The 22,492-nt window shown below is 61.6% G+C and carries 14 protein-coding genes; 9 read left to right on the forward strand and 5 right to left on the reverse strand.

The annotated features are described in order from the left end of the window. Positions 1-281: 281 nt before the first annotated feature. The gene (locus EGJ27_RS17215) at positions 282-5,138 is read left to right on the forward strand and encodes an NAD-glutamate dehydrogenase (protein WP_125831945.1); all 4,857 of its coding nucleotides are present in this window, start codon (positions 282-284) and stop codon (positions 5,136-5,138) included. 216 nt (positions 5,139-5,354) lie between these two features. Here the strand turns inward: EGJ27_RS17215 and acnB are convergent, their stop codons facing one another. After that, positions 5,355-7,964, reverse strand: coding sequence for a bifunctional aconitate hydratase 2/2-methylisocitrate dehydratase (acnB, locus tag EGJ27_RS17220; RefSeq protein WP_125831946.1), 2,610 nt, complete (start codon positions 7,962-7,964; stop codon positions 5,355-5,357). Between the two features lie 400 nt (positions 7,965-8,364). Here acnB and EGJ27_RS17225 point away from each other — a divergent pair, with 400 nt between their 5' ends. Beyond that, on the forward strand, positions 8,365-8,829 hold the full coding sequence (locus EGJ27_RS17225; protein WP_125831947.1) for a DUF1289 domain-containing protein: 465 nt from the start codon (positions 8,365-8,367) through the stop codon (positions 8,827-8,829). A 121-nt stretch (positions 8,830-8,950) separates the two neighbouring features. On the opposite strand, the gene EGJ27_RS17230 is transcribed toward EGJ27_RS17225, so the two are convergent. Further along, a complete protein-coding gene (locus tag EGJ27_RS17230) occupies positions 8,951-9,814 on the reverse strand; it encodes a universal stress protein (protein ID WP_125831948.1) in 864 nt (287 codons plus the stop codon). A gap of 147 nt (positions 9,815-9,961) precedes the next feature. On the opposite strand from EGJ27_RS17230, the gene EGJ27_RS17235 reads away from it, so the two are divergent. The 5 genes from EGJ27_RS17235 to EGJ27_RS17255 all read left to right on the forward strand — a co-directional run bounded on the left by EGJ27_RS17235 (position 9,962) and on the right by EGJ27_RS17255 (position 15,530). Then, the gene (locus EGJ27_RS17235) at positions 9,962-10,573 is read left to right on the forward strand and encodes a tRNA-(ms[2]io[6]A)-hydroxylase (RefSeq protein ID WP_125831949.1); all 612 of its coding nucleotides are present in this window, start codon (positions 9,962-9,964) and stop codon (positions 10,571-10,573) included. 159 nt (positions 10,574-10,732) lie between these two features. Continuing rightward, the gene (locus tag EGJ27_RS17240) at positions 10,733-11,221 is read left to right on the forward strand and encodes a MarR family winged helix-turn-helix transcriptional regulator (protein WP_125831950.1); all 489 of its coding nucleotides are present in this window, start codon (positions 10,733-10,735) and stop codon (positions 11,219-11,221) included. Further along, a complete protein-coding gene (locus EGJ27_RS17245; protein ID WP_125831951.1) occupies positions 11,218-12,717 on the forward strand; it encodes an efflux transporter outer membrane subunit in 1,500 nt (499 codons plus the stop codon). The genes EGJ27_RS17240 and EGJ27_RS17245 overlap by 4 nt, the downstream gene beginning before the upstream one ends. A 5-nt stretch (positions 12,718-12,722) precedes the next feature. After that, a complete protein-coding gene (locus EGJ27_RS17250; protein WP_125831952.1) occupies positions 12,723-13,928 on the forward strand; it encodes an efflux RND transporter periplasmic adaptor subunit in 1,206 nt (401 codons plus the stop codon). A gap of 63 nt (positions 13,929-13,991) precedes the next feature. Next, positions 13,992-15,530, forward strand: a complete 1,539-nt coding sequence (locus EGJ27_RS17255; RefSeq protein WP_125831953.1) for a DHA2 family efflux MFS transporter permease subunit — start codon at positions 13,992-13,994, stop codon at positions 15,528-15,530. A 161-nt stretch (positions 15,531-15,691) separates the two neighbouring features. Here the strand turns inward: EGJ27_RS17255 and lpxH are convergent, their stop codons facing one another. Together lpxH and EGJ27_RS17265 are read right to left on the reverse strand one after the other, a co-directional pair. Beyond that, on the reverse strand, positions 15,692-16,438 hold the full coding sequence (gene lpxH / locus EGJ27_RS17260) for a UDP-2,3-diacylglucosamine diphosphatase (protein WP_125831954.1): 747 nt from the start codon (positions 16,436-16,438) through the stop codon (positions 15,692-15,694). After that, on the reverse strand, positions 16,435-16,938 hold the full coding sequence (locus EGJ27_RS17265) for a peptidylprolyl isomerase (protein WP_125831955.1): 504 nt from the start codon (positions 16,936-16,938) through the stop codon (positions 16,435-16,437). Before EGJ27_RS17265 ends, lpxH begins: the two co-directional genes overlap by 4 nt. A gap of 209 nt (positions 16,939-17,147) precedes the next feature. Here EGJ27_RS17265 and EGJ27_RS17275 point away from each other — a divergent pair, with 209 nt between their 5' ends. Both EGJ27_RS17275 and cysS read left to right on the forward strand, forming a co-directional pair. Further along, positions 17,148-18,842, forward strand: a complete 1,695-nt coding sequence (locus tag EGJ27_RS17275; RefSeq protein ID WP_125831957.1) for a glutamine--tRNA ligase/YqeY domain fusion protein — start codon at positions 17,148-17,150, stop codon at positions 18,840-18,842. A gap of 9 nt (positions 18,843-18,851) precedes the next feature. Continuing rightward, the gene (cysS, locus tag EGJ27_RS17280; RefSeq protein WP_125831958.1) at positions 18,852-20,234 is read left to right on the forward strand and encodes a cysteine--tRNA ligase; all 1,383 of its coding nucleotides are present in this window, start codon (positions 18,852-18,854) and stop codon (positions 20,232-20,234) included. A 160-nt stretch (positions 20,235-20,394) separates the two neighbouring features. On the opposite strand, the gene EGJ27_RS17285 is transcribed toward cysS, so the two are convergent. Further along, positions 20,395-22,230, reverse strand: a complete 1,836-nt coding sequence (locus EGJ27_RS17285; protein ID WP_125831959.1) for a sigma-54-dependent Fis family transcriptional regulator — start codon at positions 22,228-22,230, stop codon at positions 20,395-20,397. Between the last annotated feature and the right edge of the window lie 262 nt (positions 22,231-22,492).

The following is a 22,492-nucleotide window of genomic DNA, read 5'->3' on the forward strand; positions in this document are numbered from 1 at the left end:
CATGGCGATGACCGAATATGTCGCAGCCTCGTAAGTAGTGCCGGTGCCGCTCTCGTAAGCTGGGCGGTGATGAACGGTCGTGGGCGACGCCTTGGTTTGTGCGCTTTGCCGGTTTCCACGGTCACATCGACAGTCGAATCTGCTTACCCGGACACACCCGGGAACGGATTTTGGTTTTACACTCGATGGGCTCGTGTCCATGCCAGATGGATGCATTGGCACAGCCGGTCGAGGCAGTTGCTCCAAGCCTCTCCAATAAAAGCCAAAGCGGAGTACCACAGATGGCGTTCTTCACCGCAGCCAGCAAGTCCGACTTCCAGCATCAACTGCAAGCGGCACTGGCTCAGCACATCAGCGAACAGGCACTGCCACAAGTGGCGCTGTTCGCCGAACAATTCTTCGGCATCATTTCCCTGGACGAGCTGACCCAGCGTCGGCTGTCCGACCTGGCAGGCTGCACCCTGTCGGCCTGGCGTCTGCTTGAGCGCTTCGAGCACTCCAGCCCGCAGGTCCGGGTCTACAACCCTGACTACGAGCGTCATGGATGGCAATCGACTCACACCGCCGTCGAAGTGCTGCATCACGACCTGCCGTTCCTGGTGGATTCGGTGCGGACCGAACTCAACCGCCGTGGCTACAGCATCCACACCCTGCAGACCACCGTATTGAGTGTGCGCCGTGGCGCGGGCGGCCAGTTGCAGGAACTGCTGCCCAAGGGCACCGCCGGTGAGGGGATTCTCCAGGAATCCCTGATGTACCTGGAGATCGACCGCTGCGCCAATGCCACCGAAATGAACGTGCTGGCCCGCGAGCTTCAGCAGGTGCTGGGCGAGGTGCGTGCGGCGGTCGGTGACTTCGAGCCGATGAAAGCGCGCCTGCACGAGCTGCTGGCCGGCATCGACACCAGCGAATACGCGGTCGCCGAGGAAGAGAAGGCCGAGATCAAGACCTTCCTGCACTGGCTGGTGGACAACCATTTCACCTTTCTGGGCTACGAAGAGTTCGTGGTCAACAGCGGTGCCGATGGCGGCGAGCTGGTGTACGACGAGTCCTCGTTCCTGGGCCTGGCCCGGCTGCTGCGTCCCGGCCTGACCCGCGAAGAACTGCATATCGAAGACTATGCGGTGAACTACCTCAAGGAACCGACGCTGCTGTCCTTCGCCAAGGCCGCGCAGCCAAGCCGCGTGCATCGCCCGGCGTATCCGGATTTCGTCTCGATCCGCCAGATCGACGCTGCCGGCAATGTCATCAAGGAAAGCCGCTTCATGGGCCTGTACACCTCCTCGGTGTATGGCGAGAGCGTGCGGCAGATTCCGTACATCCGTCGCAAGGTCGCGGAAATCGAGCGCCGCTCCGGGTTCGACGCCAAGGCGCACCTGGGCAAGGAACTGGCGCAGGTAGTGGAAGTGCTGCCTCGTGACGACCTGTTCCAGACGCCGGTGGATGAATTGTTCACCACCGTGATGTCGATCGTGCAGATCCAGGAACGCAACAAGATCCGCGTGTTCCTGCGCAAGGACCCGTACGGCCGCTTCTGCTACTGCCTGGCCTACGTACCGCGCGACGTGTACTCCACCGAAGTGCGCCAGAAGATCCAGCAAGTGCTGATGGAGCGCCTCAAGGCCAGCGACTGCGAGTTCTGGACTTTCTTCTCCGAGTCGGTCCTGGCCCGTGTGCAGTTGATCCTGCGCGTCGATCCCAAGGTCAACCTGGATATCGACCCGGTCCAGCTGGAAAACGAAGTCATCCAGGCTTGCCGTTCGTGGAAAGACGACTACGCCAGTCTGGTGGTGGAAAGCTTCGGCGAGGCCCACGGCACCAACGTGCTGGCCGACTTCCCGAAAGGCTTCCCGGCCGGCTACCGCGAGCGCTTTGCCGCGCATTCGGCGGTGGTCGACATGCAGCACCTGCTGAGCCTGAGTGAAACCAACCCGCTGGTCATGAGCTTCTATCAGCCGCTGGCCGGTGGCCGTCAGCAACTGCACTGCAAGCTGTATCACGCCGATACGCCGCTGGCGCTGTCGGACGTGCTGCCGATCCTGGAAAACCTCGGGTTGCGTGTACTGGGTGAATTCCCGTATCGCCTGCATCACGCCAACGGTCGCGAGTTCTGGATCCACGACTTCGCTTTCTCCTACGGCGAAGGGCTGAACCTGGATATCCAGCAGCTCAACGACACCTTGCAGGACGCATTCGTCCATATCGTCAAGGGCGATGCCGAAAACGATGCGTTCAACCGTCTGGTGCTGACCGCCGGTCTGCCGTGGCGCGACGTGGCATTGCTGCGTGCCTACGCCCGTTACCTCAAGCAGATCCGCCTGGGCTTCGACCTGGGCTACATCGCCAGCACCCTGAACAACCACACCGATATCGCGCGAGAACTGACGCGGTTGTTCAAGACCCGCTTCTATCTGGCGCGCAAGCTGGGTTCCGATGATCTGGACGACAAGCAACTGCGTCTGGAGCAGGCCATCCTGACGGCGCTGGACGACGTTCAAGTGCTCAACGAAGACCGCATCCTGCGGCGCTATCTGGACCTGATCAAAGCGACGCTGCGTACCAACTTCTATCAGACCGACGCCAACGGGCAGAACAAGAGCTACTTCAGCTTCAAGTTCAACCCGCGCCTGATCCCCGAGCTGCCCAAGCCGGTGCCCAAGTTCGAAATCTTCGTTTACTCGCCGCGGGTCGAAGGCGTGCACCTGCGCTTTGGCAATGTGGCGCGGGGCGGCCTGCGCTGGTCGGATCGTGAAGAGGACTACCGCACCGAAGTGCTGGGCCTGGTAAAAGCCCAGCATGTGAAAAACTCGGTTATCGTACCGGTCGGCGCCAAGGGTGGTTTCCTGCCACGACGCCTGCCATTGGGCGGCAGCCGCGATGATATCCATGCCGAAGGCGTCGCGTGCTACCGGATCTTCATTTCCGGGCTGCTGGACATTACCGACAACCTCAAGGAAGGCGTGCTCGTGCCGCCGGCCAACGTGGTACGCCATGATGACGACGACCCTTACCTGGTCGTGGCAGCGGACAAAGGGACCGCGACCTTCTCCGATATCGCCAACGGCATCGCCATCGACTACGGCTTCTGGCTCGGCGATGCGTTCGCTTCCGGTGGTTCGGCCGGTTACGACCACAAGAAAATGGGCATTACCGCCAAAGGCGCGTGGGTGGGCGTACAGCGTCACTTCCGTGAACGCGAAATCAACGTCCAGCAAGACAGCATCAGCGTGGTTGGCATCGGCGACATGGCCGGTGACGTATTCGGCAACGGTCTGTTGATGTCCGACAAGTTGCAACTGGTGGCGGCGTTCAACCACCTGCATATTTTCGTCGATCCCAACCCGGACCCGGCCACCAGCTTCGCCGAGCGTAAGCGCCTGTTCGACCTGCCGCGCTCGGCCTGGACCGACTACGACACCAGCATCATGTCCGCCGGTGGCGGCATCTTCCCGCGCAGCGCGAAGAGCATCGCCATCAGCCCGCAGATGAAAGAGCGCTTCGACATCAAGGCCGACAAACTGACGCCGACCGAGTTGCTCAACGCACTGCTCAAGGCGCCGGTGGATCTGTTGTGGAACGGCGGTATCGGGACTTACGTCAAGTCCAGTGAAGAAAGCCACGCGGATGTGGGCGACAAGGCCAACGACGCGCATCGCGTCAACGGCAATGAGTTGCGCTGCAAGGTGGTGGGCGAGGGCGGCAACCTGGGGATGACCCAGCTGGGCCGTGTCGAGTTCGGCCTCAATGGCGGCGCCACCAACACTGACTTCATCGACAACGCGGCCGGTGTCGATTGCTCCGACCACGAAGTGAACATCAAGATCCTGCTCAACGAAGTGGTGCAGGCCGGCGACATGACCGAAAAGCAGCGTAACCAGCTGCTGGAAAGCATGACCGACGAAGTCGGCAACCTGGTGCTGGGCAACAACTACAAGCAGACCCAGGCGCTGTCGCTGGCGGCGCGGCGTGCCTACGACCGGATCGCCGAATACAAGCGTCTGATGAACGATCTGGAGGCGCGCGGCAAGCTGGACCGTGCCATCGAGTTCCTGCCTGGCGAAGAACAGATCGCCGAGCGGGTTGCCCAAGGCCAGGGTCTGAGCCGTGCGGAGCTGTCGGTGCTGATTTCGTACAGCAAGATCGACCTCAACGAAGCATTGCTTGAGTCCCGCGTGCCGGATGACGATTACCTGGCGCGTGACATGGAAACCGCATTCCCGCCGTCGCTGGGCGCCAAGTTCTCCAAGACCATGCGCAGCCATCGCCTGAAGCGCGAAATCGTCAGCACCCAGATCGCCAACGACCTGGTCAACCACATGGGCATCACCTTCGTGCAGCGGCTCAAGGAGTCGACCGGCATGAGCGCCGCGAGTGTGGCCGGTGCCTACGTGACCGTGCGCGATATCTTCCATCTGCCGCACTGGTTCCGCCAGATCGAGGCACTGGACTACAAGGTTCCGGCCGAAATCCAGCTGTCGCTGATGGATGAGCTGATGCGCCTGGGACGCCGTGCCACCCGCTGGTTCCTGCGCAGCCGTCGCAACGAACTGGACGCTGGTCGCGACGTGGCGCACTTCGGTCCGCATCTGGCGGCGCTGGGCCTCAAGCTCGACGAACTCCTGGAAGGTCCGACACGGGAAGTCTGGCAGGCGCGGTATCAGGCCTATGTCGAAGCCGGCGTGCCGGAGCTGTTGGCGCGGATGGTCGCGGGCACCAGCCACCTGTACACGCTGTTGCCGATCATCGAAGCCTCGGATGTCACCGGCCAGGACGCTGCCGACGTGGCCAAGGTGTACTTCGCCGTGGGCAGCGCGCTGGACCTCAACTGGTATCTGCAACAGATCAGCAACCTGCCGGTGGAAAACAACTGGCAGGCCCTGGCCCGTGAAGCGTTCCGTGACGACATCGACTGGCAGCAGCGGGCGATCACCGTTTCGGTGCTGCAGATGGCCGATGGTCCTTCGGAAGTGGAAGAGCGTCTGGCGCTGTGGCTGGAACAGCACGCGCTGATGGTCGAGCGCTGGCGCGCCATGCTGGTCGAACTGCGGGCAGCCAGCGGCACCGACTACGCCATGTATGCCGTCGCCAACCGCGAACTGCTGGACCTGGCAATGAGCGGGCAAACGCCGGTGGTGTGATGCGTTGAGCTGCTAAAAGAAAACCTCGCATCGAAAGGTGCGGGGTTTTTTTGTGGGGCAATACAACTTTCGTGGGAGCGGACCGGGCGGCGCTCCCACCGGTTCTGCGCAAAACCCGCGCCCTCCCACAGATCATCGCAAGACAGTTGCTACAGGAAACGCGCCCATAAAAAACCCCGCACAAGGCGGGGTTCTTTTTGACGCTTCTGCTCGTGTTTACGCTTGAACGACCGGGATGTTGGCGTTCGCGGCGGCTTCACGGAACTCGGCGATCTGATCGAAGCTCAGGTAGCGGTACACGTCCGCTGCCATGGTATCGATCTGGTTGGCGTAGCCCATGTACTCCTCGACGGTCGGCAGGCGACCCAGGATCGATGCGACGGACGCCAGCTCGGCCGAGGCCAGGTAGACGTTCGCGCCGTCACCCAGACGGTTCGGGAAGTTACGGGTCGAGGTCGACACCACGGTAGAGTTCGGCTCGACGCGTGCCTGGTTACCCATGCACAGCGAGCAGCCTGGCATTTCCATGCGTGCGCCGGCCTTGCCGTAGATGCCGTAATAACCTTCTTCGGTAAGCTGGTGAGCGTCCATCTTGGTCGGCGGCGACAGCCACAGACGGGTCGGCAACTGGCCCTTGACCTGATCCAGCAACTTGCCCGCAGCGCGGAAGTGGCCGATGTTGGTCATGCACGAACCGATGAACACTTCGTCGATCTTCTCGCCCTGAACCGAAGACAGCAGACGAGCATCGTCCGGATCGTTCGGCGCGCAGAGCACTGGCTCCTTGACGTCGGCCAGATCGATTTCGATGATTTCGGCGTATTCGGCGTCGGCATCGGCAACCAGCAGTTCCGGGTTGGCGATCCAGGCTTCCATCGCCTGGGCACGACGCTCCAGGGTGCGTGGGTCGCCGTAGCCCTGTTCGATCATCCAGCGCAGCAGAGTGACGTTGGAACGCAGGTACTCGGTGATCGACTCCTTGGACAGCTTGATGGTGCAGCCTGCAGCCGAACGTTCTGCCGAGGCGTCGGACAGTTCGAAGGCTTGCTCGACGGTCAGGGTTTCCAGACCTTCGATTTCCAGGATGCGGCCGGAGAAGGCGTTCTTCTTGCCTTTCTTCTCGACGGTCAACAAGCCTTTCTGGATCGCGTAGTACGGGATCGCGTGAACCAGGTCGCGCAGGGTGATGCCGGGTTGCAGCTTGCCCTTGAAGCGAACCAGGATCGACTCGGGCATGTCCAGCGGCATCACGCCGGTGGCGGCGGCGAAGGCGACCAGGCCGGAACCGGCCGGGAAGGAGATGCCGATCGGGAAGCGGGTGTGCGAGTCGCCACCGGTACCGACGGTGTCCGGCAGCAGCATGCGGTTCAGCCAGCTGTGGATGATGCCGTCGCCCGGACGCAGGGAAACGCCGCCACGGGTCATGATGAAGTCAGGCAGCGTGTGGTGCGTGGTGACGTCGATCGGTTTTGGATAAGCCGCAGTGTGGCAGAAGGACTGCATGACCAGATCGGTGGAGAAACCCAGGCAAGCCAGGTCTTTGAGCTCGTCACGAGTCATCGGGCCGGTGGTGTCCTGGGAACCGACGGTAGTCATCTTCGGTTCGCAGTAGGTGCCTGGACGGACACCTTTGCCTTCCGGCAGACCGCACGCCTTGCCGACCATTTTCTGCGCCAGGGTGAAACCCTTGCCGGTGTCGACAGGGGCTTCAGGCAGCTTGAACAGATCGGTCGGACCAAGGCCCAGCTCCGCGCGAGCCTTGTCGGTCAGGCCGCGGCCGATGATCAGCGGGATACGGCCGCCGGCACGGACTTCGTCCAACAGGACCGGCGTCTTCATTTCGAAGGTGGCCAGGACTTCGTCGGTGCCGTGCTTGCAGACCTTGCCGGCATGCGGATACAGGTCGATCACGTCGCCCATGTTCATGTTGCTGACGTCGAACTCGATCGGCAGGGCGCCGGCGTCTTCCATGGTGTTGTAGAAAATCGGAGCGATCTTGCTGCCGAAGCAGAAGCCGCCGGCACGCTTGTTCGGCACGTAGGGAACGTCGTCGCCGAAGAACCACAGCACCGAGTTGGTCGCCGATTTACGCGAGGAACCGGTACCGACCACGTCACCGACGTAGGCGATAGGGAAGCCCTGGCCGCGCATTTCTTCGATCTGTTTCATTGGGCCGATGGAGCCCTGTACGTCCGGCACGATGCCTTCACGGGCCATTTTCAGCATGGCCAGGGCGTGCAGCGGAATGTCGGGACGCGACCAGGCATCAGGTGCCGGGGACAGGTCGTCGGTGTTGGTTTCGCCGGCGACCTTGAAGACGCGCAGGCTGATCTTGTCGGCCAGTACCGGACGCTTCTTGAACCACTCGCCATCGGCCCAGGATTGCAGGACCGCCTTGGCGTGAGCGTTGCCGTTCCGGGCTTTTTCAGCGACGTCATGGAAGGCGTCGAACATCAGCAGGGTGTGCTTGAGCTGTTCGGCGGCGACCGGCGCCAGGGTCTCGTCGTCCAGAAGGTCAACCAGCGTGACGATGTTGTAACCGCCTTGCATGGTGCCCAGCAGCTCGGTGGCGCGCTTGCGGTCGATCAGCGGGGAAGACACTTCGCCCTTGGCCAGGGCGGACAGGAAACCGGCCTTGACGTAGGCAGCTTCGTCAACGCCTGGCGGTACGCGGTTGGTGATCAGGTCGACAAGGAAAGCTTCTTCGCCAGCCGGAGGGTTCTTCAGCAGTTCGATCAGACCTGCGGTTTGTTCGGCGTTAAGCGGCTGGGGCACGATGCCCTGGGCGGCACGCTCTTCGATGTGTTTACGGTAGGCTTCAAGCACAGTATTACCCTCATCAGTGGTCCCAAATGGGTGTCCGGGACGCTCATCCAGAAATCACTCGTACCCACGCAAGGCTTATAAGCGTTGTCGGCAGGGTCTGGGTGATTTCTCACAGAAGCTGTTTTCAAAGTTTTACGCCTGCAGGACGGGGGGAGGGCCGGCCGACACAACCATTCGTGATGAGGGAATGGCCTGTCGGCACCGTACTGCCGGATTAACTTGACTGTGCTCGTGACGCTTTGAAAACAGCTTCCAACGGACATTGGCGCCTTAAAAGGCTCGCTGATTCTACGGCAATTCTTCCCCGAAGGTAAGTTGAACCGGTCACGTTCGGGGGTGACCCTCGTTAGACAAAGGGCTAACATGGGCGCTCGTTTCGCCTGCCGTTGTCCGTCCAGCCATGCCAGATCAAATCATCAAGACCCCATGCGTCGGCCTTTGCTCCACTGTTTACGGGGATCTGGTGTGCCGTGGCTGCAAGCGCTTCCATCACGAAGTGATCCACTGGAACGGCTATAACGAGCAGGAGAAGCGTGCGGTGTGGCTGCGGCTGGAAAAGCTGCTGGTGCAGGTGATGACCGCCAAACTGGAGGTCTTTGATCCCGAGAAGCTGCGGATGCAGTTGACCCAGCGCAAGATTCGCTTTGTCCCGCATCAGTCCGAATATTGCTGGGCCTACCAGCTGATTGCCCGCGGCGCGCGGGTGATCAGCCAGGTCGAAGCCTACGGTTTCGTGCTGCTGCCCGAGTTCCGCGACTGGACGCTTCCCGAATTGCGCGATGCCATTGATCGGGAATTCTTCCTGCTGTCCGAGGCCCATTACGAGCGCTATATCGCGCCGAACTTTTTGCGTGATGCCCTGTAGTTCTTGAGAGCGGACCGGGCGGCGCTCCGTTTGTCCGCGAAAGGGTCGGTACCGCCAGCACATCTGCTGTGGCCGACCCAATGTCTTCGCGAACAAGTCCGTTCCTACAGCTTCGATAGCTTCACGGTTTGCGCAGACCCTCCTCCAGATGCGCGATGACCGCCTCGGTCTTGAGCACCAGCACGTCACTTTCCAGAGCATCGAGCACCGCTTCGGCGGTGTTGCCGATCAGCGCGCCGGACAGGCCGGAACGGGCCACGGTGCCGATGATGGTCAGTACCGCTTGCAGGTGATGGGCGGTATGCGGGATCAGCACGTCGGCCGGACCTTCGGCGATATGCAAATGATCGGTGTCGACGTCGAACTGCGCCTGGAATGCCTGGCACTCGTCCCGATAGCGCGCCTCGATGCTCTCCCGCAGTCGGTAGATCGGGTCGGCCGCCGCCAGCATTGGCGAAGGATAAGCGGTTACCACGTACAGTTCGCCCTGGGCCAGCGCGGCGATGCCGTGACCGTAGTCGACGATGCTGTAATGCAGCGCCTTGTGTTCCGCTTCCCGGTTGCCCAGATCCACTGCCGCCAGAACCACGCCGCCGGTCCAGGGTCGCTCGGTCTTGACCATCAATACCTGGCTTGGGCAGTAGCGCAGCAGTTTCCAGTCGTCGGGCGTCAGTAGCGCCTTTTTCAACGGGTTGTCGGGCAGATGCTGCTTGACCACCAAGTCACAGCCGCGTGCCTGCTGGGCCTTGATGATGGTCTTGTGGGCTGAATCGTCCCAGTCCTGTTCGATACTGACCGTGAAACCTTCTTCGACCAGGCCCGCTCGCAGGTCTTCGAGCAGCAGGTCGTGCACCGGCTTCCGGGTGCAGACCAGCAGATGCAGGTGGGCCTGGGTGACTTCCGCCAGCAGGCAGGCGCGCTTGAGCGCCAGGCTATCGGGGTGATCCGGTTCGATGACGACCAGAATGCTGCGAATCGATTGCATGACGGCGCTCCGCACGATGTGGGCCTGCCGCTAACTATAGTCGGCCTGAATCCGCCCCGCGGCTGATCCGGATCAGCGCATTTGGGTCGCCGACAGCGCGGGCCGCTCGTATAATGCCCGGCTTTGCCCTCGGTCATCTGTGAGCCTATGCACCCGATCCCTGAAATCGAAGCCTTCCTGCTTTGCCGCACTCCCGACAGTTGGGTCCAGGCTGCATTGCGCAATCTGGATATTTTGCTGATCGACCACGCGAACAATGAAAAGAAGGCGGCCGGGGCGGCGTTCCAGTTCATGTTTCAATACGGTGACAAATTCGACCTGCTGAGCAAGATGTCGCGTCTGGCTCGCGAAGAGCTACGACACTTCGAGCAGGTCATCAGCCTTATCAGGAAGCGCCAGATCCCCATGGCCAATATCAGCTCGGCGCGCTACGCCGGCTCGTTGCGCAAGCGCGTGCGCAACCACAACCCGTACCGGCTGACCGATGCGCTGGTTGTCGGCGCCATCGTCGAAGCCCGGTCCTGCGAGCGCTTCGCGGCACTGGTGCCGCATCTGGACGAAGAATTGGCCAAGTTCTACGGCGGCCTGCTCAAGTCCGAAGCCCGGCATTTCCAGGATTACCTCAAGTTGGCCTACACCTATGGCGACAAGGCGGACGTCGACGCCAAGATCGAAGAAATACGGCTTGCCGAACGTGAACTGATCGAAAGCCCGGATGAAGATTTCCGGTTTCACAGTGGCGTGCCGATTGCCGCCTGACCTGTTTCAGGTAACACCCAAAACGACCGTTCTTACGGTCGTTTTTTTATGCGCATCCGTCGGCGAATTTGATAAGCAGGCTAACAAATGCTTTGACATTCGCTGCTTAGGCAGTAACATTTTGTAATCACTGCCTAGGCAGCTTTATTGGGTGAAGCCTTGAAACATTTCAGTCCCGACAACGTCGATTCCAGTCTGATGGGCATGCTGGTCGGTCGCACCAATGCCCTGAAGGACCGGATGCTGGACAAGTACCTGGAGCCCTACGACGTCACGTCGGCACAGTTCAAGGTGCTGATCATCGTGGCCCAGTTTGCAGCGGATACGCCGGTGGAAGTGTGTCGGCACCTGTCGCTGGACAGTGGCTCCATGACCCGAATGCTTGATCGGTTGGAGCAGAAACAATTGGTGGTGCGCACCCGTTCGGAAACCGACCGGCGTCAGGTGCATCTGGAGTTGACGGCACAAGGCCGCACGTTGACCGACCTGCTGCCGCAGATCGGTGCCGACGCGATGAACGATACCTTCGCCGCCCTCGACGCCGAGGAAGTGCAAACCCTGCAACGGATTCTGACCAAGGTGCTGGTGGCCGCCGATGACCACATCACCCTTACGCGTCTGAGCTTTCTTCCCAAGAGTACGAAATGAACGCCACGACATTACGCGTCAGCGCCAGCCTGCTCGCCATGGCCCTGGGCCTGGCCGGTTGCGCCAGTTACAGCGGGCTGGATACCGCAGGCCGCCGCCTGGACGCCCGGAGCCTGGAAACCGGTAAAAGCCTGGCCGATGTCAGTCTGTCACCCGCCGGCTGGCCGGCCCCTGACTGGTGGAAAAACCTGGGTGATTCACAGCTCGACAGCCTGATTGCCGAGGCCCTGCGTGACAGCCCCGATATGCAGGTCGCCAGCGCCCGTACCCATCAGGCCACGGCTGCCGCCTATGCCGCCGACGCTTCACGCATGCCCCGCGTCGATGCCAGTGCTTCGGTCAGCCGTTCGCGTCTGGCTCGGGATCAAGACCCGCTCGGTGTAGGCGGGCGTTACAGCACCCTGCGCAGCCTGGGCGCCAGCTTCGATTACAGCTTTGATCTGTGGGGCGGGCAACGCGCCACCTGGGAAGCCGCTCTAGGTCAGGCCCGGGCGGCGGAAGTCGATCAGCAGGCTGCGCAGTTGACGCTGGCCGCCGATGTGGCCCGCGCCTACAGCGATCTGGGGCAGGCGTACATCGTCCGCGATCTGGCCGCCGAAGACTTGAAGCGCACCCGGCAGATGCTCGATCTGGGCAGCAGTCGCTTCAAGTCCGGGATCGACAGCCAGTTCCAGTTGCAGCAGACCGAAAGTCTGCAAGCCGGTTCTCAGGAACAGCTGCTCGATGCCGACAAGCGTCTGCGCAGCGCGCAGATTGCGTTGTCGGTGCTGCTCGGCAAAGGCCCGGATCGCGGCGCTGCGCTGACTCGGCCGAACCTGTTGCGACCCGCAGCGGTAGCCTTGCCGTCCAGCCTGCCTGCCGAATTGCTTGGCCGACGTCCGGACCTGGTCGCCGCTCGCTGGCGCGTCGAGGCGGCCGGTCGCAATATCGAAGCCAGCAAGACGCGCTTTTACCCGAACCTGAACCTCAGCGCTTCAGCCGGAGTCGAGTCGTTGCTGGGCGACGCCATGTTCGGTTCGGCCAGTCGCTTCTTCAATATCAAGCCGACTGTCTCGTTGCCGCTGTTCGACGGCGGTCGCCTGCGCGCCGACCTCGATGCCCGCGATGCCGACTACGACCTGGCCGTGGCGCAGTACAACAAGAGCCTGGTGCGTGCGCTGGGCGAAGTGAGCGACACCATTGGCCAGTTGCGCGACATCGACGGCCAGATCAAGGCTCGCCAGCACGCCACCGATGTGGTCCAGCAGTCCTTTGCCACCGCCACCCGGCGTTACGGCTCTGGCATCGGCAATTATCTGGACGTGCTGACCACCGAACAGCAACTGCTGCAATCCCAACGCCAACTGGCTGACCTCAACGCTGAACGAATCGATCTGTCGATCCAGTTGATGCAGGCCCTGGGCGGCGGTTTCGAAGGCGCCGCCCCGGAACATGAGCAGCTTTCGACCGCAGCCGACCCGGCGCCCATTTCAACTGCTTCGCTGACTACAAGGTAATCGTCATGGCTGCTGCCGCTTCCGAACATCAATCTGCACCCGATCAGAAGAATCAGAACCCGGGCAAACGCAAGCTCCTGCTGATCGGCCTGGCGCTGGTCGTCATCGTCTGCGGCCTGGCCGTGTGGGCCTGGCATGAACTCTACGGTCGCTGGAGTGAAAGCACCGACGACGCCTATGTGAACGGCAACGTGGTGGAAATCACGCCGCTGACCACCGGCACCGTCATCAGCATTGCCGCCGACGATGGCGATCTGGTTCGCGAAGGCCAGGTATTGCTCAAGTTCGACCCCAGCGACGCCGAAGTCGGCCTGCAAAGTGCCGAAGCCAATCTGGGCAAGGTCGTGCGCCAGGTGCGTGGCCTCTACAGCAACGTCGACGGCATCAAGGCCCAACTGGCAGCCCAGCGTGCGGAAGTGCAGAAGGCCCAGGACAACTACAACCGTCGGCGCAATCTGGCGGCCAGCGGGGCAATTTCCCAGGAAGAGCTGTCCCACGCCAAGGACGACCTGACCAGCGCCCAGAGCGCGCTGACCCATATCCAGCAGCAACTGGCGAGCAACGTGGCGCTGGTGGATGACACCGAAGTCTCGTCGCATCCTGACGTGAAGGCCGCCGCTGCGCAGCTGCGCCAGGCATATCTGGCCAACGCCCGCACCACGCTGCTGGCGCCGGTCACCGGCTATGTCGCCAAGCGCACCGTTCAACTGGGCCAGCGGGTTCAGCCGGGCACCGCGACCATGGCGGTGATTCCGCTTGATCAGCTGTGGATCGACGCCAACTTCAAGGAAACCCAGCTGGGCAAGATGCGCATCGGCCAGCCGGTGGAAATCAGTACCGATCTGTACGGTGGCGATGTCAAGTACACCGGCACCATCGACAGCCTGGGCGCCGGTACCGGCAGTGCGTTTGCGTTGCTGCCGGCGCAGAACGCCACCGGCAACTGGATCAAGATCGTCCAGCGAGTGCCAGTGCGGGTACACATCAATGCCCAGGAACTGGCGGACCATCCGCTGCGTGTCGGCCTGTCGACCACCGTCGAGGTCAATCTGCATGACCAGAGCGGCCCGGTGCTGGCCCAGCAACCTCCACGCCAGGCGACGTTCAGTACCGATATCTACGCCGGTCAGCTGGCCGAAGCCGATGCGCTCATTGCCCGCCTGATCCACGACAACAGCGCGCTCGGCGGCAAGACCACCGCACGCCGCTGATTCGCCAATCCGCATGCCTCGGCCCCCAAGCCGGGGCGCCGTCAGAGTTTCAAAGGATTCGCGATGAGTAATAACGCTCCGGCTTCTTTTACGCCGCCCAGCCTGCTGCTGTGTACCATCGGTCTGTCGCTGGCGACTTTCATGCAGGTGCTCGACACCACCATCGCCAACGTGGCCTTGCCGACCATTTCCGGCAACCTGGGCGTGAGTTCCGAGCAGGGCACCTGGGTCATCACCTCGTTTGCGGTCAGTAACGCCATCGCGCTGCCACTGACCGGCTGGCTCAGCCGCCGCTTCGGCGAAGTAAAGCTGTTCCTATGGGCCACGCTGCTGTTCGTGCTGGCCTCGTTTCTGTGCGGGATTTCCCAGTCCATGCCGGAACTGGTGGGCTTTCGCGTGTTGCAAGGGGTGGTCGCCGGGCCGTTGTACCCGATGACGCAGACCCTGCTGATAGCCATTTATCCACCGGCCAAGAGGGGCATGGCGCTGGCGCTGCTGGCGATGGTCACGGTGGTGGCGCCGATTGCCGGGCCGATCCTTGGCGGCTGGATCACCGACAGCTACAGCTGGCCGTGGATCTTCTTCATCAATATTCCCATCGGGCTGTTCGCCGCGTTCGTGGTGCGTACCCAGATGGCCAGGCGCCCGGTCAAGACCAGTCGCCAGCCGATGGACTATATCGGCCTGATGACATTGATCATCGGCGTCGGCGCGTTGCAGGTGGTGCTGGACAAGGGCAACGACATGGATTGGTTCGAATCGAACTTCATTGTCGTGGGCTCGGTGATTTCGCTGGTGGCCCTGGCGGTCTTCATTATCTGGGAGCTGACCGACAAGCACCCGATCGTCAATCTGCGGCTGTTTGCGTTTCGTAATTTCCGCATCGGTACGCTGGTGCTGATCGGCGGCTATTCCGGTTTTTTCGGCATCAACCTGCTGCTGCCGCAGTGGCTGCAGACGCAGATGGGCTACACCGCGACCTGGGCCGGGCTGGCAGTGGCTCCGATCGGGATTCTGCCGGTGCTGATGTCGCCCTTCGTCGGCAAGTACGCGCATCGCTTCGATCTGCGGATTCTGGCCGGGCTGGCGTTCCTGGCCATGGGCCTGAGCTGTTTCATGCGCGCCGAGTTCACCAACGAGGTGGATTTCCAGCATGTGGCCATGGTGCAACTGTTCATGGGTATCGGTGTGGCGCTGTTCTTCATGCCGACCCTGAGTATTCTGCTGTCAGACCTGCCACCGGACCAGATCGCCGACGGCTCGGGCCTGGCGACCTTCCTGCGCACCCTGGGCGGCAGTTTCGCCGCTTCGCTGACCACCTGGATCTGGATCCGCCGTGCCGATCAGCATCATGCGTACCTGAGCGAAAACATCAGTACTTTCGATCCGGCGACCCGACACGCGCTGGACAGTCTTGGCGGCGCCAGCCCGCAGGCCTATGCGCAGCTGGAGCAGACCCTCAACGGACAGGCGTACATGATGTCCACGGTGGATTATTTCCACATGCTGGGTTGGGTGTTCATGGGTCTGATTCTGCTGGTCTGGCTGGCCAGACCGCCATTCGCTGCCAAGGCCGGCCCGCCGGGCGGCGGCGGGCATTGATTGAAGGAGCGGCCGGCAGCATTACGTGCTCCAGATGATCTGTGGGAGGGAGCTTGCTCGCGACCCTGCCGGGTCAGGCACCGAAGCGTGACTCAAGCACCGCAGTCGCGAGCAAGCTCCCTCCCACAAGAATCGTCCACAAGAATTCTCATTCGAACCGATCAGTTCAGCAGCTTGACCGGCTCAGGCACGAAATCAAACGCCCCCAGCGCAAACCCCTGCTCATCCACCTGCAAGGCCCAGCCCTGACGGTCCCAGTCGCCCAGCACGATGCGCCGTGCGGCCTGGTCACCGATCTGCAGTTTGTGGATTGCCGGGCGGTGGGTATGGCCGTGGACCAGGGTGCGCACGCCGAACTGCTGCATGATGCGCGGCACTTCATCTGCGGTGACATCCACGATGTCGTTGGCTTTCATGCGCGTCTGCGCCTGGCTTTCGTTGCGCAGCTTGCGCGCCAGCTTGTGGCGGGTTTTCAGCGGCAGATGACGCAGCACCCAGAGGGTAACGGGATTGCGCAGAATGCGGCGCATCCGGATATAACCTTCATCGCGCGTGCACAGGCTGTCGCCGTGCATCAGCAGCACCGGCTCACCGTTGAGCGGCACCACGCTTGGGTCGGGCAGCAGCGTGCAGCCGGCCGCCTGGCAGAACCGCTTGCCAAGCATGAAGTCACGGTTGCCGTGCATCAGGAAAATTCGTGTGCCGCTGTCGCTCACATCGCGCAGGGCCTGGCAGATCGAGGCCTGGAAGGGCGACATCGCGTCGTCGCCGATCCAGACTTCGAAGAAGTCTCCGAGGATGTACAACGCTTCGGCCGAGCGTGCACGGCCGTGGAGTAGATCCAGAAACGCCCGGGTAATATCCGGGCGTCCTTCCTCAAGGTGCAGGTCGGAGATCAGCAGTATCACTCAACGATCTCGGCTTTCTCGATGATCACGTCTTCGGTCGGCACGTCCTGGTGACCGGCCTTGCTGCCGGTGGAAACGCCCTTGATCTTGTCGACGACGTCGGTGCCTTCGACCACTTCGCCGAATACTGCGTAGCCCCAGCCCTGGGTGGTCGCGGCGGTGTGGTTCAGGAAGCTGTTGTCAGCCACGTTGATGAAGAACTGGGCGGATGCCGAATGCGGGTCCATGGTGCGGGCCATGGCGATGCTGTACTTCTTGTTCGGCAGGCCGTTGTTGGCTTCGTTCTGGATGCTTGGGCGCTTGTCTTTCTTTTCCTTCATGCCAGGCTCGAAACCACCGCCCTGGATCATGAAATTGCCGATAACGCGGTGAAAGATGGTGTTTTCGTAATGGCCGGCGTTAACGTATTCGATGAAGTTGGCTACGGTCAGCGGCGCTTTTTCAGCGTTCAGTTCCAGAACGATGTCGCCGTGGTTGGTGGTCAATTTTACTTTGGACATATCGAAGTCGCTCTTTTGGGCATTGAAGAATGGGCGCAATATCACCCTGACGTGCAGTTTACAGGGGAGGTTACATATTTCATGGGTTTTGCAGCTTTTATAGCCTCCAATGCGCACTCTGTTGTCAGGGCCTTGACAGCTTCGGCTATGATAAGCGCTTTGATTTAGTCGGCCTACCCTGGCCGCGCACGAGTATGTCCAAGGATCCTATGAGCAAGCCCACTCCAGAACCCGCTGCGAATTCAAAGGCAGGCCCTGTCGTCCCTACCAATTTCCTGCGCCCGATCGTGCAGGCCGACCTGGACTCAGGCAAGCACAGCAAGATCATCACCCGCTTCCCGCCGGAGCCCAACGGCTACCTGCACATCGGGCATGCCAAATCGATCTGCGTGAACTTCGGGCTGGCCAATGAGTTCGGCGGCGCAACGCACCTGCGTTTCGACGACACCAACCCGGCCAAGGAAGACCAGGAATACATCGACGCCATCATGAGCGACGTCAAGTGGCTGGGCTTCGAGTGGGCCGGTGAAGTCCGCTACGCGTCGCAGTATTTCGACCAGTTGCACGACTGGGCGGTGGAACTGATCAAGTCGGGCAAGGCCTATGTCGACGACCTGACCCCCGAACAGGCCCGCGAATACCGTGGCAGCCTGACCGAACCGGGCAAGAACAGCCCGTTCCGTGAGCGCAGCGTCGAGGAAAACCTGGACCTGTTCGCCCGCATGAAGGCCGGTGAGTTCGAGGACGGCGCCCGCGTACTGCGCGCCAAGATCGACATGGCCTCGCCGAACATGAACCTGCGCGACCCGATCCTGTATCGCATCCGCCATGCGCATCACCACCAGACCGGCGACAAGTGGTGCATCTACCCCAACTACGACTTCACCCACGGTCAGTCCGATGCCATCGAAGGCATCACGCACTCGATCTGCACCCTGGAATTCGAAGGCCATCGTCCGCTCTATGACTGGTTCCTGGACAACCTGCCGGTGCCGGCCCGTCCGCGCCAGTACGAATTCTCGCGCCTGAACCTGAGCTACACCGTGACCAGCAAGCGCAAGCTCAAGCAACTGGTCGACGAGAAGCACGTCAGCGGTTGGGACGACCCGCGCATGTCGACCCTGTCGGGCTTCCGCCGTCGAGGTTACACGCCTGCATCGATCCGTAATTTCTGCGAAATGGTCGGCACCAACCGCTCCGACGGCGTGGTGGATTTCGGCATGCTGGAGTTCAGCATCCGCGACGACCTGGACCGCACCGCGCCACGCGCCATGTGCGTGCTGCGCCCGTTGAAGGTGGTGATCACCAACTACCCGGAAGGCCAGGTCGAGAACCTCGAACTGCCGCGTCATCCGAAGGAAGACCTGGGCGTTCGGGCGCTGCCGTTCGAACGCGAGCTGTACATCGATCGCGACGATTACATGGAAGAGCCGCCCAAAGGCTACAAGCGCCTGGAGCCCAACGGCGAAGTGCGCCTGCGCGGCAGCTATGTGATCCGCGCCGACGAGGCGATCAAGGACGCCGACGGCAATATCGTCGAGTTGCGCTGCTCGTATGATCCGGACACCCTGGGCAAGAACCCCGAGGGCCGAAAGGTCAAAGGCGTGATTCACTGGGTGCCGGCCGCTGCCAGTGTCGAATGCGAAGTGCGTCTGTACGACCGTCTGTTCCGCTCGTCGAGCCCGGACAAGGCTGAAGACGGCGCTACTTTCCTGGAAAACATCAACCCTGACTCCCTGCAGGTGCTGACCGGTTGTCGTGCCGAACCTTCGCTGGCGCAAGCGCAGCCGGAAGACCGGTTCCAGTTCGAGCGTGAAGGCTACTTCTGCGCCGACATCAAGGACACCCAGCCTGGTCGCCCGGTTTTCAATCGGACTGTAACGCTAAGAGATTCTTGGTCTTAAGGGGCATACGTGCTTTCCATCTACAACACGCTCACCAAGAGCAAAGAAGTCTTCAAGCCGCTGGATGGCAACAAGGTGCGCATGTACGTCTGCGGGATGACCGTGTACGACTACTGCCACCTGGGGCATGGCCGCAGCATGGTGGCATTCGATCTGGTTACCCGCTGGCTGCGTTTCAGCGGGTACGACCTGACGTACGTGCGCAACATCACCGACATCGATGACAAGATCATCAACCGTGCCCGTGACAACGGCGAATCCTTCGACGCTCTGACGGCGCGGATGATCGACGCGATGCACGAGGACGAAGCGCGCCTCAATATCCTCAAGCCGGATATGGAGCCGCGTGCCACCGATCATATCCCCGGCATGCACGCCATGATCCAGACCCTGATCGACAAGGGTTACGCCTATGCACCGGGCAATGGCGACGTGTATTACCGCGTCGGCAAGTTCGTCGGCTACGGCAAGCTGTCGCGCAAGAAGATCGAAGACCTGCGCATCGGCGCGCGCATCGAAGTGGACGAGTCCAAGGACGACCCGCTGGATTTCGTGCTCTGGAAAGGCGTCAAGCCCGGCGAGCCGAGCTGGGATTCGCCGTGGGGTCCGGGCCGTCCGGGCTGGCATATCGAATGTTCGGTGATGTCCACCTGCTGCCTGGGTGACACGTTCGATATTCATGGCGGCGGCAGCGACCTGGAATTCCCGCACCACGAGAACGAGATTGCCCAGAGCGAGGCCGCGACCGGCCAGACTTACGCCAATGCCTGGTTGCACTGCGGCATGATCCGCATCAACGGCGAGAAGATGTCCAAGTCTTTGAACAACTTCTTCACCATCCGCGATGTGCTGGAAAAGTACCATCCAGAAGTGGTGCGCTACCTGTTGGTGTCGAGCCACTATCGCAGCGCGATCAACTACTCCGAAGACAGCCTGCGCGAGTCCAAGGCGGCGCTGGAACGGTTCTATCACGCGCTCAAGGGCTTGCCGGAAGCGGAGCCTGCCGGTGGCGAAGCGTTCGTCGAGCGTTTCACGGCGGCAATGAATGATGACTTCGGCACGCCGGAAGCCTGTGCGGTGCTGTTCGAGATGGTCCGCGAAATCAATCGCCTGCGTGAGGCCGATGCCGCTGCGGCGGCCGGTCTGGCGGCGCGTTTGAAGCAACTGGCCAGTGTGCTGGGTGTGCTTCAGCTTGAAGCGGATGATTTCCTGCGTGCCGGTGCCGAAGGCCGGGTGGACGCTGCTGAAGTGGAAGCGTTGATCCAGGCGCGTCTGGCGGCTCGCGCCGCGAAAGATTGGGCCGAATCGGACCGCATCCGTGACCAGATCACCGCCATGGGCGTGGTGCTGGAAGACGGCAAGGGCGGCACGACCTGGCGCCTGGCGGATTGATCCTGCGCTAACAGTGCCGAACCTGTAGGAGCGGACCGGGCGGCGCTCCGCTGGTCCGCGAACCCGGATTTCCGTGCGATACAACGGCGCGGATGTTCCGGCTGCTTCGCGACCAAGGTCGCCCCTACAGACTCCCCCGGCAATCCACAAAAGCGCGCCCTTAGCCCCGCTGCTGCTCCCGCAACCGCTTGTACAAGGTATTGCGGCTCACTCCGAGCCGCTTTGCCAGCTGTGAGATGTTTCCACCTGCCGCTTGAAGCAAACCGGTCAGATCGTCGTTGGCCGTGATGGTCGAAACGGGCAACTGCCGGATCTCCCGCTCGTGTATATCCAGCAGAAAATCCTCCGGCAAGTGCTCGACGTCCACCGGCTGGTCGTCTGCCAGGGCCAGCGCCACTTGAATCACACTGTTGAGCTGACGCAGGTTGCCCGGCCACGGATGCTTGTCGAACAGGGCCAGCACCGCCGGTGAAAACCCGGCGCGCTGGTGCGTTTCCCGGTGTCGCTCGAAGATTCGTTGAATCAGCGCCGGCCGGTCGGTCCGTTCCCGCAGCGGTGGCAGTTCGATGTTCAGGCCGCTGATGCGGTAATACAGATCCTGACGAAAATGCCCGTCCCGCACCGCGTTTCGCAGGCAGCGATTGGTCGCCGACACGATGCGAATGTCTACCGGATACTGTTCGCTGCTGCCCAGTGGCTGAACGCAGCGTTCCTGCAGAACCCTGAGCAGGCGTGCCTGCACCGGCAGCGGCATATCGCCGATTTCATCGAGAAACAGCGTGCCTCGGTCCGCCTTGCGGATCAGGCCGATGCTGCCTTTGTGATGCGCCCCGGTAAACGCGCCCTTGGCGTAGCCGAACAGTTCGGACTCCACCAGTTCAGCGGGGATCGCCGCGCAATTCACGGCAATCAACGCCCGATCGGCTCTGGAACTCGCTTGGTGCAGCGCCTTGACGAACACTTCCTTGCCCACCCCGGTCTCGCCGTGGATCAACAGCGCAATGTCCTTTTCCAGTAAGCGACGGGCCTGGCTTACGGCCTTGGCGACCCGCTCATCGCCCAGGTCGACGGCATCCAGCGCCAATGCCTGCGATCCCGACGTCGAGGGGGCGACGGCGACGGCATGCAGCGCAAGCGGTTTGCGCCGAGGGCGTTTCAGCACACATTGAAACCGATTATTGCCCAGGGCATGCAACGCGAACGGCCGGCCTTCCGGCTCGCTGAGCAGGTGCAGGATCGGGCAGCGGAACAGGGCTTCGATGGTGGCGCCGGACGGACTGGCACCCAACAGATTGTCGGCCCGGCGATTGGCGCAATGAATCCGCCCGCTTTCGTCGAACACCAGCAGGCCGGCCCACTGGCTGTCGAGGTTGTTCAGCCCGGTGTTGAAAGTGAGCTGGAAATGGCTGTCGCGGAACTGGTCAAGAATCAGCCGGTTTTCCACCGACTGGCTCATCATCTTGACCATGCCCAGCGTATGCGAGGGCGGTAGAAAGCTGTCGCTGGAGACGTCCAGCACCGCGATCAGGCGGCGCTGGGCATCGAAGATCGGCGAGGCGGAGCCGGTCATGAAGCGGTTGGCCTTGAGAAAATGTTCATCCGGCTCGATGTGAATGGCCTGCTCGCAGGCCAGCGCCGTGCCGATGGCGTTGGTGCCGGTGCCGCGCTCGCTCCAGCTGGCACCGGCCAGGAAGCCTTGGGTCTGGGAAGGATCGACGAAACGCTGCATGCCCCAGGACTTGAGCAACTGGCCGTGATGGTCGGCCAGCAGGATCAGGCAATTGGAATTGCTCAGGATATTTTCGTAGTAGGGCAGCACTTCCTGATGCGTGGTCTGCACCAGCGCCTGATGGCGTTCCAGCAGCTGGGACACCTCATTGCCGGGCAAGCGGCCAAAAGATGGACGAGTCTGATGATCGAGGCCGAAGTCGCGACAACGGCTCCATGAGTCCTGGACGATACGGTCGTGAGCGAGCGAAGCGCTGGAATGTGCCATGAGGGTGCCTGGACGTGACGTGTTGTTATTGTTTTCAGGTCTGTCGTGCGTAGCCATCCCTGCCCGCAGCGTTCATCCAGTGTCGTTCAGAATTGTTCAAAGTCAATGTTCAGATTGTTCAAGTGTTCAGCGTTTGTTGTTCATTTTTGTTCAGCTGTGAAGGTGGTGCGGCGCTTTCGAAACAGTGCACGGCTCTAGACCGGGCCTGGCGGCAGCGCGCAGCGTGTTGGCACGCTTGTCGCTAATACACAGGGCGAGCAAC

Source organism: Pseudomonas sp. v388 (genome assembly GCF_003935425.1).
Taxonomy (GTDB): domain Bacteria; phylum Pseudomonadota; class Gammaproteobacteria; order Pseudomonadales; family Pseudomonadaceae; genus Aquipseudomonas.

Coding starts and splice junctions, on each gene's coding strand:
- EGJ27_RS17265 (WP_125831955.1), bottom strand. CDS start 16,938: ATGTCCAAAGTAAAATTGACCACCAACCACGGCGACATCGTTCTGGAA.
- EGJ27_RS17215 (WP_125831945.1), top strand. CDS start 282: ATGGCGTTCTTCACCGCAGCCAGCAAGTCCGACTTCCAGCATCAACTG.
- EGJ27_RS17245 (WP_125831951.1), top strand. CDS start 11,218: ATGAACGCCACGACATTACGCGTCAGCGCCAGCCTGCTCGCCATGGCC.
- EGJ27_RS17230 (WP_125831948.1), bottom strand. CDS start 9,814: ATGCAATCGATTCGCAGCATTCTGGTCGTCATCGAACCGGATCACCCC.
- EGJ27_RS17255 (WP_125831953.1), top strand. CDS start 13,992: ATGAGTAATAACGCTCCGGCTTCTTTTACGCCGCCCAGCCTGCTGCTG.
- EGJ27_RS17275 (WP_125831957.1), top strand. CDS start 17,148: ATGAGCAAGCCCACTCCAGAACCCGCTGCGAATTCAAAGGCAGGCCCT.
- EGJ27_RS17250 (WP_125831952.1), top strand. CDS start 12,723: ATGGCTGCTGCCGCTTCCGAACATCAATCTGCACCCGATCAGAAGAAT.
- EGJ27_RS17225 (WP_125831947.1), top strand. CDS start 8,365: ATGCCAGATCAAATCATCAAGACCCCATGCGTCGGCCTTTGCTCCACT.
- EGJ27_RS17285 (WP_125831959.1), bottom strand. CDS start 22,230: ATGGCACATTCCAGCGCTTCGCTCGCTCACGACCGTATCGTCCAGGAC.
- EGJ27_RS17235 (WP_125831949.1), top strand. CDS start 9,962: ATGCACCCGATCCCTGAAATCGAAGCCTTCCTGCTTTGCCGCACTCCC.